Source organism: Citrobacter sedlakii NBRC 105722 (genome assembly GCF_000759835.1).
GTDB lineage: Bacteria > Pseudomonadota > Gammaproteobacteria > Enterobacterales > Enterobacteriaceae > Citrobacter_A > Citrobacter_A sedlakii.
In genome coordinates this window covers 1-15,985 of record NZ_BBNB01000016.1, presented here as the reverse complement: position 1 = coordinate 15,985, position 15,985 = coordinate 1, and the positions used below count along the sequence as shown (strand labels likewise).

At 53.6% G+C, this 15,985-nt stretch carries 14 protein-coding genes; all 14 read right to left on the bottom strand.

Annotation, left to right across the window (positions count from 1 at the left end; all coding sequences use genetic code 11):
* Positions 1–157: 157 nt before the first annotated feature.
* Positions 158–802 (bottom strand): fimbrial biogenesis chaperone, encoded by a 645-nt coding sequence (locus CSE01S_RS19555; protein WP_220186090.1) that lies wholly within the window; start codon positions 800–802, stop codon positions 158–160.
* Positions 803–843: 41 nt separating this feature from the next.
* Entirely contained in the window at positions 844–2,451 is a 1,608-nt protein-coding gene (locus CSE01S_RS19550) for a fimbrial adhesin EcpD family protein (protein WP_042292095.1), read from the bottom strand.
* Positions 2,452–2,461: 10 nt separating this feature from the next.
* A complete protein-coding gene (locus CSE01S_RS19545) occupies positions 2,462–4,954 on the bottom strand; it encodes a TcfC E-set like domain-containing protein (RefSeq protein WP_042292093.1) in 2,493 nt (830 codons plus the stop codon).
* A 57-nt stretch (positions 4,955–5,011) separates the two neighbouring features.
* Complete coding sequence (locus tag CSE01S_RS19540) at positions 5,012–5,689, bottom strand: EcpB family pilus assembly chaperone (RefSeq protein WP_042292091.1); 678 nt, start codon at positions 5,687–5,689, stop codon at positions 5,012–5,014.
* 57 nt (positions 5,690–5,746) lie between these two features.
* A complete protein-coding gene (gene ecpA / locus CSE01S_RS19535) occupies positions 5,747–6,340 on the bottom strand; it encodes a common pilus major fimbrillin subunit EcpA (protein ID WP_042292089.1) in 594 nt (197 codons plus the stop codon).
* 578 nt (positions 6,341–6,918) lie between these two features.
* Positions 6,919–7,638, bottom strand: a complete 720-nt coding sequence (locus CSE01S_RS19530; RefSeq protein WP_042292087.1) for a Crp/Fnr family transcriptional regulator — start codon at positions 7,636–7,638, stop codon at positions 6,919–6,921.
* 148 nt (positions 7,639–7,786) lie between these two features.
* Entirely contained in the window at positions 7,787–9,187 is a 1,401-nt protein-coding gene (locus CSE01S_RS19525; RefSeq protein WP_084589044.1) for an EAL domain-containing protein, read from the bottom strand.
* 67 nt (positions 9,188–9,254) lie between these two features.
* A complete protein-coding gene (locus CSE01S_RS19520) occupies positions 9,255–10,160 on the bottom strand; it encodes a fimbrial protein (RefSeq protein WP_042292364.1) in 906 nt (301 codons plus the stop codon).
* 16 nt (positions 10,161–10,176) lie between these two features.
* The gene (gene fimG / locus CSE01S_RS19515) at positions 10,177–10,677 is read right to left on the bottom strand and encodes a type 1 fimbrial minor subunit FimG (protein ID WP_042292085.1); all 501 of its coding nucleotides are present in this window, start codon (positions 10,675–10,677) and stop codon (positions 10,177–10,179) included.
* Between the two features lie 12 nt (positions 10,678–10,689).
* Positions 10,690–11,217 (bottom strand): type 1 fimbrial adaptor subunit FimF, encoded by a 528-nt coding sequence (fimF, locus tag CSE01S_RS19510; RefSeq protein WP_042292082.1) that lies wholly within the window; start codon positions 11,215–11,217, stop codon positions 10,690–10,692.
* 10 nt (positions 11,218–11,227) lie between these two features.
* Positions 11,228–13,864: a fimbrial biogenesis usher protein gene (locus tag CSE01S_RS19505; RefSeq protein ID WP_042292081.1), complete on the bottom strand. Its 2,637-nt coding sequence runs from the start codon at positions 13,862–13,864 to the stop codon at positions 11,228–11,230.
* A 74-nt stretch (positions 13,865–13,938) separates the two neighbouring features.
* The gene (locus CSE01S_RS19500) at positions 13,939–14,643 is read right to left on the bottom strand and encodes a fimbria/pilus periplasmic chaperone (protein ID WP_042292079.1); all 705 of its coding nucleotides are present in this window, start codon (positions 14,641–14,643) and stop codon (positions 13,939–13,941) included.
* Positions 14,644–14,699: 56 nt separating this feature from the next.
* Positions 14,700–15,239: a type 1 fimbrial minor subunit FimI gene (fimI, locus tag CSE01S_RS19495; RefSeq protein WP_042292076.1), complete on the bottom strand. Its 540-nt coding sequence runs from the start codon at positions 15,237–15,239 to the stop codon at positions 14,700–14,702.
* Between the two features lie 68 nt (positions 15,240–15,307).
* Positions 15,308–15,856 carry a type 1 fimbrial major subunit FimA gene (fimA, locus tag CSE01S_RS19490; RefSeq protein ID WP_042292073.1) on the bottom strand — a complete coding sequence of 183 codons (549 nt, stop codon included), beginning with the start codon at positions 15,854–15,856 and terminating at the stop codon, positions 15,308–15,310.
* Positions 15,857–15,985: the final 129 nt, after the last annotated feature.

Genomic DNA, 15,985 nt, shown 5'->3' with positions numbered 1-15,985 from the left:
TAAAAATACTCAAGAAGCTTCAGAAAAATCTATAAAGTTTGTTTGTTAAAGGGAATTAAAATCATTGTTTAAAATGAATTATTCCGTTATAGACCTTACACACTCAGGTTAATTGCCATGAGATTTTTCATACTGATGCCGCGTAATAAGGGGGCTATTACTGCGTCCTCTGGCAAGCCTTACCTACAGGATGATACCTGTTTAAGGCGACGATAAATTTTCTGTTATTTGCTCTCAGCTGAGCGCTGTTGAATGTTTCTCCAGGCAGGAGATAGCGCATTTCAGCCTCATCATCCGTCGAGTGGCAACCCTGATGAAGAATGATTTTAAAAAACGTGTTACCGGTATTTCTCAGTATCCCTCTCTGTTCATCAAGGTGATACTGGAAGTTAATTTTTCGTGGCCGAACGACAAGGATCGTATCAATTGCGACCGCAGGTATCGCTTCGCTCTTCTTGCCATGTTCGCGATCGGTTAACAGGGTAACAGGGAGTTCGCGAAACAGTATGCGGTAATAGCGCTCCGTTTCATCCGCAGGCCCACGATAAAAGATCTTGAAGAACTCACCAGACTCGGGCGCCAGTGAGAAATTTAACGGCGTAAAAAGCAGTTCGCCATCGGCAATTGGGCTTCGCTTTTCGCCCCCGGGCCCCGGCTTGTCGATTTTCACCGCGCTAATGCTGTAAACGTTTTGTTTATCACTATCGTTGTAGATCCGCTTGCTGATAAAGGACTTATCGGCAGGCATTTCATAAATAGTCGACTCAAGATAAACAGCATGGACCGGAAAGACCATCAGCATGATTGCCAGCCACAGACCTCGTTTCCCTGTTTGAGCGAGTTTCATGGCGTTACGCCCAGCCAGTTTGCCGTGACTTTAATTTCACCGGTTGCGCTGACCACTCCTTCCCAGTCCGCCCCGGCAACGGTAAGCATTGAACGTGAATCATTCATGGGAAATAACAGTGTCAGACCGGTGGTAAAAAAACTGCCGTCATCAGTATTATTCACATCCCATGGTGTTTGTTGCCACTGTGCGTCGGCCATCGAAATCGGCGCTTCGTTACAGCTGTTACGCTTTTGTATTATCCCGCCCGACTCACTGTTGTATTGCAGGTAGGCGGGAACAGGAACAGAAAGCCCGTCCTGCGCCGACTGAAACAGGCAATACGGTACGCCATTGACCGTGGTGCTGTCGCCGATAACCTGCGCGGTAATGGTATCGGCCTGCCGCGGCCCGGAAACGGTAACGGTGTAATTCATTTCTATAGGATCTGCATCTCCAATCGTGCCGCTGCCCTGTGCCGATGTCGTGTTATCAGTGGAGGTAATGCTGATGCCATATTCTTTCGGTACGATATTGAGCTGTAACGAAGGCGTAAACTGGTAATAGCCAGACTCCGGCGTTAAGCTATTGTAAAAGCCAAACGTGAAGGGTTGGCTATTGGTTATGCTTAACCCTGAGTCGACAAGGCTTTTCAAAAACGTTTTCGACAGAAAAATATAGATATAGTCTCCGGAGGTCGTCAGCACATTGTAATAGGCGGTGGTTGCACTGTAGTTATACCAGTTTGAACCGTTACCTGAATACTTGACCGCTGATGCCGCAGGGGTAAAGCCCAGCATCGCCGAGTCGATATAGGCTCTGAACGTCAGCGACGCTGTGAGGTTCGATGTTTGCTGGAGATCATAGCTCACCATCTTACAAATTACGCCATCGACACTGCTCACCACACCCAGTTCACAATAGCCGGAGTCCTTCGTAATACTCGGCGTGCCATCACTGGCAATCCACAATTCCTGAAACGCGTTTGTCGACTCGAGCGATAAATGACCTATTTTATTAATGGTATAAGGCCGGATATACCAGTTACCGCTGGTTTGGTCTTTACAACGCGCACCGGCGGCATAGTCATAATCCACCGTGGTGCGACAAAAATTCAGTTTCAGCGTTTCCGACGCGCCGACAGTCATTGAGCGAAAATAGTCAAATGCCGAGTCAGTAAATGAAGCAAAACCATAGTATCCGCCAGCGATGCCCGCCCCGGTCGCTTTCGTATGGTAAAAGCCATATTGATCCGTTAAATCAGCCGCAATATAACCAGAAGAAGGGCAATTCGCGCCCGTTGTGCAGCGAATGCCGTTAAAGGGTTCACTCACCGGCGAATCGTCAATCCACATATCCCGGTAATAGCTGGTACTGCTGACCCAACCCACGATACCCATATAGCCAAGACTGACCTGGTTGTCACCGTATTTCACCCAGGTGTTTGAACCACTTATGCGCGGATCCAGCGAAGATGGCGTTATAAAATATTCGTTATCAATATTGTTTTCGATAAATAAAATATTGCTGCTCACCGCAGCCTGCGTTGATGCTGTTAATGCCCAGAGAGAAGGGGATACTGACGCCAGCGCGCAGCCAAGAATAAGGTGGAGTGTTTTGTTCATCAATTTAGCCTCACCGTTGTGCCATTGAGGTTTGCGCCGTACATTTCACGTCGCCTACCCATGCCGCGCCGCGCGCTTTGTCCAGATCGAGATCGGCTTCACACAGGCTGCCATTCGCCGAAACAAGAGTGATTACTGGATATTTTTTATCGATATCAATGGCGAATTCACCTTTTGCGTCGGTGCGCGTTTTGCCGATATGGTTATGAATATCGGTATTCGTCGCCAGTTGGCCGTCCGGGTAGCGGATGCGGCCAAATACTGTAACCATGCTTTTTATTTCCGGATTGATCACGCCGACGTTGCCCGGATAAAGCGTCAATTCCTGGGTACGCCCGGAAACAATATCGAAGCTGTCTTCTGAATTTCTGTCATTGAGTATTTCCATTCTGTACTGCGCATAGGGCGGCAGGGCGATGAAGTTTGACTTACCGCTCAGGAGATAATGACGATTGTTAATTTTGGCCGCCAGTTGCCCTTCGCCAGCCAAATCGGTGTTGACGATGATCCCTGCGCGCTGGCGTTCCTGGCTCAGCGCCACGTTTTTCCCGCTCCATGCCACCGACCCCTGTGACGAAAAGTTCATATTCGTCGAATTATCCGCCGCGCGCGTAACGGACAGCATTCCGGAATTGTATTTCGTGGCGTAACTCATATTACCGTTAAGCGAATAATTATTATCGTAATGTTGTTCGCCGCTCAGGCGCGTCGAAGCAGACAGCCCAACTGACCGGATGGCGCCTTCAGTAAACTGTTTGCGCGCGCTGAGGTTCCCCTGGGTGCTGCCGTAGCGGTCCCGCGAAACGCCCATACTTAACCAGGAAGCCAGAGGTAATGAAAAATCCAGGCTGACGTAGCGTTCCTGCCGACCATCATCATTTCTATTGTTGTAGTAATAACGCTGGATCCCGGCGCGGAGCCCTACCGTGGCGTATCGGCCAGAATACAGGGTGGTGCTGTAATCCAGGTTCCGGTACTTGTTGCCAGAATAGCGATTTTCCGTCTGGCTTAGCGTTAACGAACCGCCGTGGGGAATAAATTTTCCGAGATTAAGCGTCCCGCCGACAGAATAGTTATCGCGCTCCTGGACCGGTAGCTGGTCGCCAATTTTACTGTCCTCGCGTGACGCCCACAGCGACCCGTAGCCACCGGGGATCGTCACATTGATATTACTGACGTTTCGCCAGGAAGAATCGTTAGCGACAAGCGTCTGATTGCCGAGGCTAACGTACTCATTCACATTGAGCGTCACATCGGTTTCGTTGACCGCGTTGTTGCCAAAACCGTAAACGGTCGTTTTCAGATTTAAGCCAGACAAAATGGCCAGCGTCATTGATGCGGCGCCGCCTGCGATCCAGGTTTGCTCACTCCCTTCATCCCGGTAGTGATTGCGTTTATAACTCACGCGATCGTAATCCAGCGAGCCGCCGAAGAGCTGCCAGTTCAACCCCTGTATTCCGGCGGTTTGCTGTCGGGCGAAGATTTTATTCACCCGGCTGACGCGGCTGTTTACCGTTCGGCCATTCACCACCACCTCGACCGTGACGTCATATACGCCGTACGGAAAACGGCTGGTGTCGATTTCATAGCTGCCCATATTAAAGTTCTGTACGCTCAGCAGTCGCCCTTCTCTTAATACGTGGACTTCACCTGCCGCGGGCAAAAATACGGTAATTGGGGTTAAGGAGAGGGAGTTTTTCTCAATAACCGTACTCCCTTTATTGCCGTAGCTAACGCCGTAAATTTTACCGCCATTTAGCGCGTTCAGGCTGGCTACCGACTGCACGTTCCATGTATCAAGCATACCCAATGCCAGCCGATAGCCCTGGTAGTCGCGTTCGTACATCGCACGGTACAGTTTGCTGGTGTTATTGCTGTCGCCAATCCCATAGAACGAACCATTAATATTTAAATGGTGCTCACGTAATGAGGCCGTATTATCAATAGTAAGATAGCTTCGCGAGCTGTTGCCGGTTCGATAATCGTTGTAATACGTCCCGACGTTGTAGTTCAGCACGTTGGAAAGCGTCTCGACGCTGGAGGGGCCAAGCAGACTGCTTCGGGCAACGATGGCCTCCGTCAGCGCATCCTTACTGACAATCATTTCCAGATGAAAGGAGGCGATATTCAGCTTCAGGCGTGCATCAGCCGACAGATCGATAACGGTGTTATCGCGAAATTTCACATCGCGAAGGCCTTCCACCATGATGCGGGTTTTTCTTGATAACACGGCGTTGTCGGGTAATTCCGCAATGGCAATTGATTTCACGGTAATGCTGCCATCCGTGAGCGAGATGATCGCATCGGCAATTTTCTGCTGGCTTTTTTCGTCAGTCTCATTGTAACGAATATAAACCGGAACGGTCATTCCCTGTTCCAGAGAACGCGAGAAAGCGCCTGGGATAATATACTTACCCACTTTCGTCGGCGCTGAATAAACGATAATCGGTGTCAGCACTATTAAAAGGGTAACGCTTCCCCTGACAAAATATTTCATTGTCATTCGCTTCCTTACATTCCGGTGTAGAGTCTTTATCCGTATTAATCCGATTACGGTGTATTATTTGACCGTTATAAATCGCTTACCGTGCCAGATCCCAATATGTGAACGTGAATGGTTTACGTCGGTATATTGCAGTTTTATTTTTGTTCCCGGCATGACGTAATAACGCTCGCGGCAACCTTTGCCATTCTCGCGTGCCTTGTCTTTACAGGCGCCATACGCGATGACCCGAAAGGAGACATTGCCGGTATTGCTAATAACGTCACCGCTGCGGCTGTAATTAAAATTTTCTTTACGCGGCGCGACGACCAGAATGGTGCCAATCTGCGCGGAAGCGGTAGCTACCGCCATTTTATTGGCTTTGGTTTCAGCATTTTCACTGACCGGCTCGTCAACCCATTGCAGACGATAATAGCGTTCGGTGTCGTCCTCCGGACCTTTATAGAAAAAACGGAACACATCCGTCGCCTGTCCAGGGAGGATAAGATTCGCGGGTGTGGACAGCAGTTCGCCGTTATTCGCTGGTTTAATCTCGACGCCATCCGCAAGGGGCGATGACAATTGTTTTACCGAGACGCTAACAAAGCGGGCGGAATCCGTCGTATTGGTGATCTCTTTCGATAATGAACTCTCCGTGGACGTCATTATCGACGTGATATCACCGACGTTAATTGCCCAACCTGAAAAGGGTGCGAAAACACCTGTGAAAATAGCGGCGGTAAAATATTTCTTCATGATAATTGTCCCTGAAAAATTCGGGAGAGTACTCTCCCGAATTCGTTATCATCACGATTAAGGCGTCGTGGTCGGCGTCGTCCAGGTTGCGTTGAACTGAACTTTCACATCACCGCTCCAGTAGCCGTCCGGCAGAGTGGAATAGTCGGTTACCGGGGTGGTGCCGTCGACCGTTGCGGAAGCAATGGTAAATTTGAAATTAGACTGGTCGCTGACGCGCTCAGTGCCATTGTATGCGCCTTCCGCCAGCAGGTTTTCCAGGCCAGAGGTTTTAGATTTATTGACCAGAACGGTTTCGCTGGCGCTGGAAAGCGCGGTGCCATTCCACGCAACGCCTACGTCAAGCGTTGACGCATCGCCGCTGGCGTTGGTCAGCGTATTGCTAATAACCTGAGCAGTCAGTTCAAAGTCAGTCGCGGTGTCCTGACCCTGAATGGTAATATCAAACGCGCCGTCCTGGGAATTAAACGCATTTAACCCTTCGGCGTACTGAAAGGTCAGGGAATTAAGCGGGGTAACGACCAGCATACTTTTGGTATCTTTCGTTGCCGTAGCATCCCATGAGGCGGTCGCAGAGGCCGTTACATCAGCCGTCGCATTTGCTGCCGCAAAAACAGAAGCCAGAGAGGCAACCAGTAATATTTTTTTCATTTTTGTCTTCTCCTAAGAACTTATTCTCTGCGGGCGTCTGTTTATAAAATGGAAGCCAGCAGATCCTTTATTTGCGAACAACAATTGCCGCGATAAAAATTATCTTTTGAAATATATGTGTACTCAACAGTCGATAAATTTTATGAATAATAAAAAAGCCAGGAATTTTCCATTCAATAACGGCGATAAAGGGTTTTGTGTAGTATCTTTGTTTGGCAGAGAAGTTTGTATTAGGTTTTTTCTCTAAAAATAACACTGAAATAGATTTTTGGCCTGTTTTGACTTTTTGATTAAAATCAAAAAGTCAGTGAGCGCAACGACCAGGAAATTTCTTATAAAACATAATGATACAGATTTATAACGCAAACGTTTTTAAATGCTTATTTTTTGTTAAAAATATGATAAATTTTATTTAAGATCGGAAAATTCTTATGTTTTTCGGGAGATCTGGAGAATATTCCGATATTTGCGCGTGTTTTTATGTCGCAGGCTGTTACTGATCAAGAGATTTATAAACGTCAGAAACAGTTTGAGGTGGGCAGAAAATGACACTCCGTGTCGTGACGGACGGGAATCCTTTAAAGCAGACTCTTTAACCCCAGATAACTATGTAGCGTGACCGTTCGGACGCGATGCAGACTAATGAGTCCAAGGTGTTCAAGCGCTTTTAATGACCGACTCACTGTTTCTATTTTAAGTTCCAGATAACTGGCGATATCTTCCCGGGAATAAGGCAGACGCAGCGTCGTTTCCGGACGGCCAATTCGCAAATGCATTTCATAGAATTCCACCAGAAAGGCGGCAAGTTTCGCGTCGGCATGTTTATTGGCGTAGCGCTGAAGCTTTTCCACCATAAAGCCGCTGTCATGGCTGAGAAATTTAATCACCGACGCCGCAACCGTAGGGTCGTTAGCGGCGGTTTCAAGTAAGCGGGAAAGATTGATATGACAAATCTCGGCAGCCGTGGCGGCTTTAAGTGTCGAAAGATAGCGCCCATCGTTTATCGCATCGAGCGCCATGATGTCGCCTGGCAGAAAGAAACGACTGACCACCGCCTTGTTATTCATTTCTACCTGAGCGGTGCAGTACCCCTCATGAATAACAAACAGCGACGCTGCCGGTTTTCCCTGTGAGGCGATGATATCGCCTGGCGCAAATCGTCTTCTTTTGTCGATCAACCCTCGTTCATTGTTACGGTCAATCGCGGTGCCTTTAGGACAGAGGGAACAGTGACGGGGAGGGAAAGGATTGCCGAGCGGCATGATGGAAATTCTACGTTCTCGCTTTTCCGGTTTCACGCAACAACTCCTGAGGCAAAGAGGGGGATTTTATCGCATCACCGCGCCGGGACAAGAGAATCGGCATCACTCCAGGAATTTTCATTGCGGGTCGTGATTATCTCACGCGCAAGGTTCGCCACGGATGAGGCCGCAATGGGCCGACGCCTTATGCGTCGGCTTTATCTTCACACTCGTCCCGTTCCTCGCGCTCTCGCAGCATCAACGCCTCCAGTTCCATTCCGTTCACCGGCGGGGAAATAAGGTAGCCCTGAAAACGATCGATACCCAGCGCCTTCAGCATCCTGAACTTTTCGTCGCTGTCCACGCCTTCGGCAACGCAGCGGCTGCCGGTCAGCTTGCAGTAATAATGCAGACTTTTAATCAGCGCCAGCGCGTGGGGATCGTGCTGCATCTCGTTAACAATGCTCATATCCAGCTTGTATTCGTTAAAGCGGATCTGTCTGACCGGAAAAAACACGCTACCCTGCGAATAACAGTCGTCCAGCGCAATACGAAAACCGAGCCGCTGTAATTCTGCAATGTTGGCGGCGGCGTGAGCCTGTAACCGGAAATCGATGGTTTCAGCAAATTCCAGTACCAGCCTGTCGACATGTCGGGGCTGGCGCAACTGTTGACGTGCGGTTTCCAGCATGCGGGGAAGATGGATGTGACCGGCAATCGCTCGCGGTATGTTAATGGAGAAATAAAACGAGCCTGGATAGCGATTGATCTTCTGCACGGCCTCCTGCAGAACAAAGGCGGTGAGCACCAGCCAGGCATAGTCGGCCTGTATCTCTGGCAAAAATGCGCCGGGCTGGAGAATCGTCCCGTCGCGCCGCCAGCGCGAGAGGATCTCCATACCCTGTAGCCGCTGTTCGTCATCCACGATGGGCTGGAAAACCGGAAAAAGATCCCGGCAGTGGATTGCATGCACAAACTCACGCTCAAAAGCAGAGAGATCTTCGCCGTCTATTTTATTCTGCGCGGTCACCGGGTGACCGGGAAAATTCGCCGCCAGCTGCGGGTGATGTTCCGCCATCTTTTTCAGTCCTGAAGTTCTCTGGTTATAAAGGGTTTTTTGGCTCACGCCACGGTGCAGCGCCCGTTCCGCAATGTTGGCGCCGTGCAGTAAATCGAGAATGGTGATCAGTTCCGGTTTGCTGAGGCCGGCGGCGGGTTTATGGCGAATCAACGCCTCCTTTTCCGCCAGCGTCGGCAGGGGCGGATACGCCTGTAAAGCGTGACCGCGAAGCAGCGCCGCAATACAGCGGGCGGGCAGGTCGGACGAGGCGGCGCGCACTTCGGACAGCAACGCGCGGTCGGCGACAAGATGAAGAAGCGTGTGCCACAGCCAACCATTCGGACAGCGGCTGAGGATCAGCATCGGCAACGGCGTGGCGGCCTGATCCAGCAGAAGGGCCGCCTGTTGCAGCGTTGTGAGCAGCCAGAGAGGATCCTCCGGTAAAAACACCACTATCCGGCGTGCCGACGCCAGCGCCGGCAGCGGCGTCATCACCAATGTTTGCGGATGCAGACGCGTCAGATGCCCGCGCTCTGGCGTCATCATTCTCGCCACTCCCTCGGCAGCGAACGCGCAGGGCGACAGAACATAATCCTGTCGTAACCCGCCTGCGTTACTGATAAACAAACGTCACCCCAATGATTGACTGTACGTTGCCTGCCGTGACCTGTCCGCTGGTGCGTGCGTAGTTGGCGGTGAGACCGAGACTGACGGCGGAGGTGCTTACCGTACCTAAAGAGACCGTACTGTTGGCGGGCACGATGCTGCCGTTGCGGGTAAGCTGAACGCCTACTCCTTTCGCCGGCGTGGCCGAGGCGGTATTGGTGAAGATCGAGTTTGCGGCATCCGCGGTGGCGCCGGAAAGGTAATACGCCAGATTCTGGCTTTGCGCGCAGTAGACCGTTAGCGGGATTGCTACAGAGCCGGGGTAGTCGGGTAGCGTCACCGTCACGTTGCGGGCCGAAACGTCGCAGCCGCCGGTGGGCACCACCACGTTGTTGTTGGCGTAGATGTTCCAGACAAACTGAAAGTCGTCGCTGTTTTTGTCGTTTCGCTGGCGAAGGATCAGCTTTGCGATAAGCGTACCCGCGCTGATCGCCACCCCGCCAGCGGAACTGATGGGCGTCAGGTAGAGAATGGTCGGCCACGGCTGATCGGTTTTCGAATTGTAGATGATCCGCGCGGTTTCGCTGGTGGTCGGGAACGGATAGCTGGTGCCATTATATTTGACGGTACCGGAAAAGCTCGACAAAACGCCGCCGTAGGCGGAACCCTGCTGAAGGGTCACATAGTCGGTCATGCTTTCCGGGTAGTCGTTATGACAAAAAATCTGCGTTGAAAGATCCACCACCAGGTTTTGCCCGACGTTGACGGCAGGCGCGAGATTGACATAGACGTTAGCACTGCCGCCGCCAATGGGGATGGTCGTTCCGTTGGCGGTTTTACAGGCGAAGGACCAGGCGTTGAGCGACCAGCCCAACAGCAGCAGGGTGGTAAGTAGGGCGAACACTTTTTTCATCAACTTTTTCTCCTGCTCAGGCATAGGTATAAGTCACGTTAATCACCGCCTGAATCGTCCCCTGGGTCGCACCGCCGTTCACCGAGAGCGCTCTAACCTGCAGGGGAAAACGGGCGGACTGCGAGGCGTCATCCACCTGTACTGATTTTGTTGCGCCGGTGTTCAGGGTATTGCCGCTGTCGTCCTGTAATTCGAGCTGGATATTGCTGGCGGTGCCCTGGTTTTTGTAATAGCCGGTGCTGTCAGCCGTACCGCTGAAGCTGGCGACCACGCGCGAGGTGCCAACCGGACAGTTGCTGAGATCGAGCGCCACGCTGTGCCATGCTGAAGACGATCCGGCAGACACCAGGCTGAAGGTGTAAAGATCGCCAAGATCGACGGTGGCATTGACGGTAGAGACCGTGCAGGGCTTCGCCACCACCTTGCCGTTTACCGTGATGGTCACGTCGGCGGCGTGCGGCGTTGGGGAGACCGCCAGCAGTACCGTTAACAGCCAGCCGGATTGAAACCATTTCATCAGAGCCTCCGCTTACTGAAATTCGAGAGTAAATGTTGCTGTCGCGTTAACGTGTCCCGGCGTTACCGGCACCTGTGTCGCCATCAGACGGGCGTAAAAATTCAGCGTGTTAGGCTGTCCGGGCGTCAATGTGGTCCACGGAATAGCGGAGGAAGCGGCGTTGAGCGGCAGCGACGTCTGCCGGCCATTGAGGATCTGCACGCCCATTCCCGCCGCCGCTGACGCGCCGCTATCAAGCTTTAACAGGCTGGTGTTGTCGCTATCGGCGACGCCGACAAAGCCCACCTTCACCGCGGTTACTGAACTGCCGCAGGGGGACAGTACAATCCGAAACGGCACCAGCGGCGTCGTCGCGCCGACGCTGCTGAACTGCTTCGCGGCGTTATCCAGCAGGTCGACGGTGAAATCTTTTGATTCCCCCGCCACGGCGCAGGCGTTGTCTCTGACGTAGCCGCTGATGGTGATCGTGCTGTCAGCGGCCCGGGTGTTCGCGGCGACCAGCGAAAGCACCGCGACCAGCAGGTAAAAGCGTTTTTTCATCTTCATGTCCTTAACGGCATACCGCCGTGAGCTGGCTGAGCAACTGTTGCTGGCTTTCGGCGGGGAGACGGTAGTCCGCCACACAACTGGCGTTCGCGCCGTCGCCCCATTTCACCCGCACGCGCCCCGCAAGCGGCATTCCGCTCAGATAAACCTGGCCGTTATCGGCAACGATGCTGCCGCTCTGGTTGCTTTCCGATGTCACCATTGCGCCAAAGGGAACCGGTTTGCCGTTGTGGATCAACGTCATCAGTAGCTTCATCCCGACATGGGCTTTAAATTCCGCACGGACAATCGCACCGTGTGTCGGCACGACGCTGACCACCGCGTCGTCAAGATCGACATTGTCCGCAAGGGTGTTGGTGTCCAGCGCGACGCGGTTTTCCCGGTATTCCGTGGCGTACGGCAGAACGGCATAACCGCGCCAGTCGGTGCGGACACCCGTCTGGTTTTCCACTTTCGCGCCTTCCGCGCCCGGCGCTTTCACCAGCACCACCGTGTCATTTAGCGGCTGGCTGAACGTCACGCCGTTGGCATGCGCCAGCACGCCGCCGCTCATGCCGTAGTAGAGCTGTTTAATGCCGTCGCTACGGCTATAGCCGACGTTGGCGTTGCCGTAGCCGCCGCGATAGCTCAACGCGGCATAGCCGCTGCCGCCGCTGTTGCCCTCGCCGCCGCCCGCGTAGCCGGTCTGCACGCTGTAGCTCAGGTTGTTGTCTTCCAGTAGCGTGCCGTACAGCCCTGCGAGGTTGGTCATCCGACCGTTAAGATCGTCGGACATGCTGTAGCTGGCGCTGGCGTGGCGCCAGACGGATTTGCTGTCGGATCGCAGCCAGTGACTGAACGGGATGTTGACGTTGATGGCCAGCATCTGATCGCGTCCGTCCTGCCAGGCGTTTTTGGTCAGGCTGTAGCTCAGTGTCCAGTTGATGTCGTTAATGGCGGCGTTCAGTCCGGCCTGAAACTGTTCGTCGGCGCTGTCGTTGCCCCAGTAAGTCTGATGGCTGCCGCTCAGATAGAGCGTGGCGGTGCGGCCTAACTGTTGAGTGACACTGACCTGCACCTTGCCGCGCTTGTTATAGGCAAGGTTGTAGTAATCGGTGAACGTGGGCTTCACCTGAATCACGCCATCCTGGGTCTGCACGTCATAGCCGCTCATCCGCTTGTAGGTGGTGTCGGCAAAGCTGTAATACCCCTGCGTGGAATAGCGATAGCCCACCAACTGAATGTTGGTGCCGACATCGGTGAGCGACTTGTTATAGAGAAAACGGACCGACTGACCCTGATGTTTACTGTCATCGGGCAGGGTGGAATTGGCTTGTGTCACGTCAACCGACAGCGCGCCCAACTCTCCCATGTTTTTACCGACCCCGAGGTTGAAGGCGCGATAGCGATCCGCCAGTTGGGTGCCGCCATACAGCGTCCAGCCAGCCGGAAGCCCGTGCAGCAGGGTGCTCTGAAAGAATTTAGGTTCTTCCTGCTGATCGTTACCGCTACGGTATTCCCCGGCGGTGAGGGCAAAACGGGTATGGCCTTCACGTTGCAGCACCGGAACCGACGAATAGGGCACGGTGAAATTCTGGCTGCTGCCATCGGCTTCTTTGATCGTGACCTGCAGATCGCCGCCGTTGCCAGCCGCGTAGAGATCGTTGATGGTGAACGGACCCGGCGGCACCGTGCTGTGGTAGATCTCATAACCGTTTTGTTTGACGGATACCTGCGCCGTCCCGCGAGCAATACCGTGGATCACCGGGGCAAACCCTTTTTGGCTGTCCGGCAGCATGTTGTCGTCAGAGGCCAGTTGCGCGCCACGGAAGTTAATCCCGTCGAAAATATCGCCGTTGGTGTAGCTGTCGCCAAGCGTCAGTCGTGAACGTAAAGGCGTGATATCCCGCTCCAGCCAGGTGTTGACGTGCTGCCACCTGTTTTCATTACTGGATGCACTTCCGCCGCTGCTGTAGCTCCAGGTGGTGTTATCACGCAAACGCCAGGCGCCAAGATTCAGCCCGCTCTGCAAGTTCAGATACGCGTAATGACTGCTGCCGCCGACATCGTTTTCGACATTATTACCCGTAAAGTTGTAGTTCAGCAGCCCGGCGGTGATGCCGTTATCCCACATTTCCGGCGGGATATAACCACGCGCCTGGCTTCCCATAAAGGCCTGAGGGATGGTCAGGTACAGCCGCTGTTGCCCCACGTCTAAACGGGCAGTGGCGTCTTTAATCATCCCGGTTAACGGCACGCAGGCGTCAGCCGCCAGCGTGTTGATGTCACTGACGGCTGCGGCGTTCAACCCCATACTGACAAGCTGGCCGCGCGTCAGGCATGGCGCTAACCCATGACCATTTTCGCTGGCATTGAAGGTGACATCGCGGGTGGTCATATACCCGTTGTTAAGGTAAATATCCACGCGATACGTGCCCGGCGGCAGTTCCTGCCCCTTTTCGAAGCCGGAAAGATCCGCCACGGCCGCAGGGTCGTCCGCCAGAAAACGCGGGTTAAAATAAAGCTCCGCTTGCGCGGAAAATGAGTGCGAGGCAAGCAAAAGGGCAAAGGGGAGCAGCGCCTGTGCGCCAGCCAAACGCGGAGCGTCATGCCGCCTACGCCGGGACCCCAAACGTTCGAGTCCAAATTTCAGATATGACATAGTCCCTCCGGTCCGAAATCGCCCGGCTGTCAGTTCTTTTTTTGTTCAGGGGATCTCGCTGGTTTCCCCGTTCGTTATTGCATTGCGCCTGTCATACGCGGCGTCAGCGCGCCATAATCATTTATGGTCTTGTAAGTAATCTCGCGACCTGCATCGGCCGGTAATTTCACCTGGGCTTCGCCCATCGGCGGGACCAGCGCGTTTTCCAGTACCCTGGTGCCGGCATTGAGTTCGGTGACCGTCAGGTAATAAGGCGTCGGGTTAATCAGCGTCAGCGTGCCCGGCGCGCGGCGAAATCGCAGCTTTGCTGGCGCCTCATCCGGCGACATCGCCAGTTTGGCTGGACGGTAATAGAGCTTGATGCGGCTAATGATCGCCAGTTGCAGGGTATTCTCGCTGAGCTTCGACTTGTCCATCGACGGAATCGCTTTTACGTTCATCCAGAACAGGCTTTCCCGGTCTTGCGGCAACTGATTATTGGTCGCGTCAAGAATGCGTAAGGTGTTCTCTTTCTTTCCCTGCATGGCAAACAGCGGCGGCGTGACCACAAAGCGTCCGTCCTTCGCGCCGTCGGCGTTTTCCACCCACGACTGGATCAGATACGTGCTGCTGTCGTCATTGTTGGTGACGGCGAGCTGAACCTGTTTCTGGCCCGCCGGATAGATCACCCGGGTCGCGCCCAGCGCCACGCCTGCGTCAGCCTGAGAAGACACGCCCAGGGTGGCGACCAGCAGTAACCCGGCCAGCAGGCCGCGCGTCATAGCCCATGTTTTGTTCATGTTTACCCTTGTTATACTCACCGTCGTTTCCTGTATTCCGTTTCTCTGCGGGTTAATTACTGGTAGGTCAAAGAGAACCAGGCTTGGGCATTCGCGGCCCCCCCGGTTACCTGGCGTCCGGTTGAACGATACTTCGCGATGAAATGCAGCGTCGTTGGCCCGGAATAAAGTCGTGTCCAGCTCAGCGGCGGACTGTTAAGCGGCACCAGACTGCCGTCTTTATCGAATAACGCGATGCCGATCCCGGTCGCGATCCCGGGTCCTTCACCTACGGAGAGCACGTCGGGATTTTTACCATCGGCTACGCCATGAAACGCCACGCCGACACGTTGGCTTACCGAAGTGCTGCAATCCTGAAGATGAATATCAAAAGGCACCGGGTCCGTATCTTCACCTGGCGCATGAAACCGATTACTGCTGATTTGTCCCATCTGTACCGTCATCTGCCTGTCGCCTGCCTCGACGCGGCAGGATTCGGCGATAATGACCCCCTGAAAACGTAAGTTCCCGCCGGGTAACGTCACATTCCATTTGTTCCCGGCCAGCGCGCAAACGGGAAACAGAAGGATCAGCAGACCTGATTTCATCCATTGCATCGTTATCACCTCAGTCCTGTTGCGGATAACGGGCCGTCCTGGCCCTGAATGCGTCCCTGTCAGAGGGATTATTCGTACTGAACTTTGAAGGTTGCGTCGGCGTTTGCGATACCGGCAGTCGCAGCGCCTGTCGCGTAGTAACGCGCCTGGAACGGGATGTTGGTCGGGCCGTCATTCAGGGCTGTCGCCGCGCTAAAGGTTGCGCCGTCCAGCGCCAGCGGGGTGCCCTGGCTGTCGAGGATCTGCACGCCTACGTTGGTTGCGCTACCGGCGGCGGAGTTTTGCAGCGCCAGTACGGTGGTGTTGGTGGCGTCAACCGCTGCGCCAGAGAACGCAACAGACGCTTTGGTGGCGACGCTGGTATCACAATCAACCAACTGAATGTTGAAGCCTACTGCGGAACTGGTGCTCCCCGCCGTCGCCAGTTTTGCTGAACGCACCTGGCCCAGACGAACGGTTTGATCGACAGATCCGGCATCAACGGCGCAGGCTGCGTTAACGACTTCCCCTTTAAAATGTACTGTACCGCCGTTCACCGTGGTGGTATCGGCCAGAGCCGCCGCGGAGGTCAGGGACAGTGCTGACATAGCAACGATTGCCAGTGTTTTAATTTTCATGTTGTTTTCCTTTAAACAAAATCGATGTAACGAACCGAAATGGGCAGTCGTTGTGCCTTCCAGGCATTCCCTATTTCAGCCGAATGGTGCGACTGCCGGTTCTGCACAGTTTTCACCCAATTTATGAGA

Excerpts from the sequence above, each read along its gene's own strand:
- fimG (WP_042292085.1), bottom strand. The coding sequence starts at position 10,677 with ATGAAATGGTTTCAATCCGGCTGGCTGTTAACGGTACTGCTGGCGGTC.
- CSE01S_RS19520 (WP_042292364.1), bottom strand. The coding sequence starts at position 10,160 with ATGAAAAAAGTGTTCGCCCTACTTACCACCCTGCTGCTGTTGGGCTGG.
- CSE01S_RS19545 (WP_042292093.1), bottom strand. The coding sequence starts at position 4,954 with ATGACAATGAAATATTTTGTCAGGGGAAGCGTTACCCTTTTAATAGTG.
- ecpA (WP_042292089.1), bottom strand. The coding sequence starts at position 6,340 with ATGAAAAAAATATTACTGGTTGCCTCTCTGGCTTCTGTTTTTGCGGCA.
- fimA (WP_042292073.1), bottom strand. The coding sequence starts at position 15,856 with ATGAAAATTAAAACACTGGCAATCGTTGCTATGTCAGCACTGTCCCTG.
- CSE01S_RS19505 (WP_042292081.1), bottom strand. The coding sequence starts at position 13,864 with ATGTCATATCTGAAATTTGGACTCGAACGTTTGGGGTCCCGGCGTAGG.
- CSE01S_RS19525 (WP_084589044.1), bottom strand. The coding sequence starts at position 9,187 with ATGATGACGCCAGAGCGCGGGCATCTGACGCGTCTGCATCCGCAAACA.
- CSE01S_RS19555 (WP_220186090.1), bottom strand. The coding sequence starts at position 802 with ATGCTGATGGTCTTTCCGGTCCATGCTGTTTATCTTGAGTCGACTATT.
- fimF (WP_042292082.1), bottom strand. The coding sequence starts at position 11,217 with ATGAAAAAACGCTTTTACCTGCTGGTCGCGGTGCTTTCGCTGGTCGCC.
- fimI (WP_042292076.1), bottom strand. The coding sequence starts at position 15,239 with ATGCAATGGATGAAATCAGGTCTGCTGATCCTTCTGTTTCCCGTTTGC.
- CSE01S_RS19500 (WP_042292079.1), bottom strand. The coding sequence starts at position 14,643 with ATGAACAAAACATGGGCTATGACGCGCGGCCTGCTGGCCGGGTTACTG.
- CSE01S_RS19540 (WP_042292091.1), bottom strand. The coding sequence starts at position 5,689 with ATGAAGAAATATTTTACCGCCGCTATTTTCACAGGTGTTTTCGCACCC.
- CSE01S_RS19550 (WP_042292095.1), bottom strand. The coding sequence starts at position 2,451 with ATGAACAAAACACTCCACCTTATTCTTGGCTGCGCGCTGGCGTCAGTA.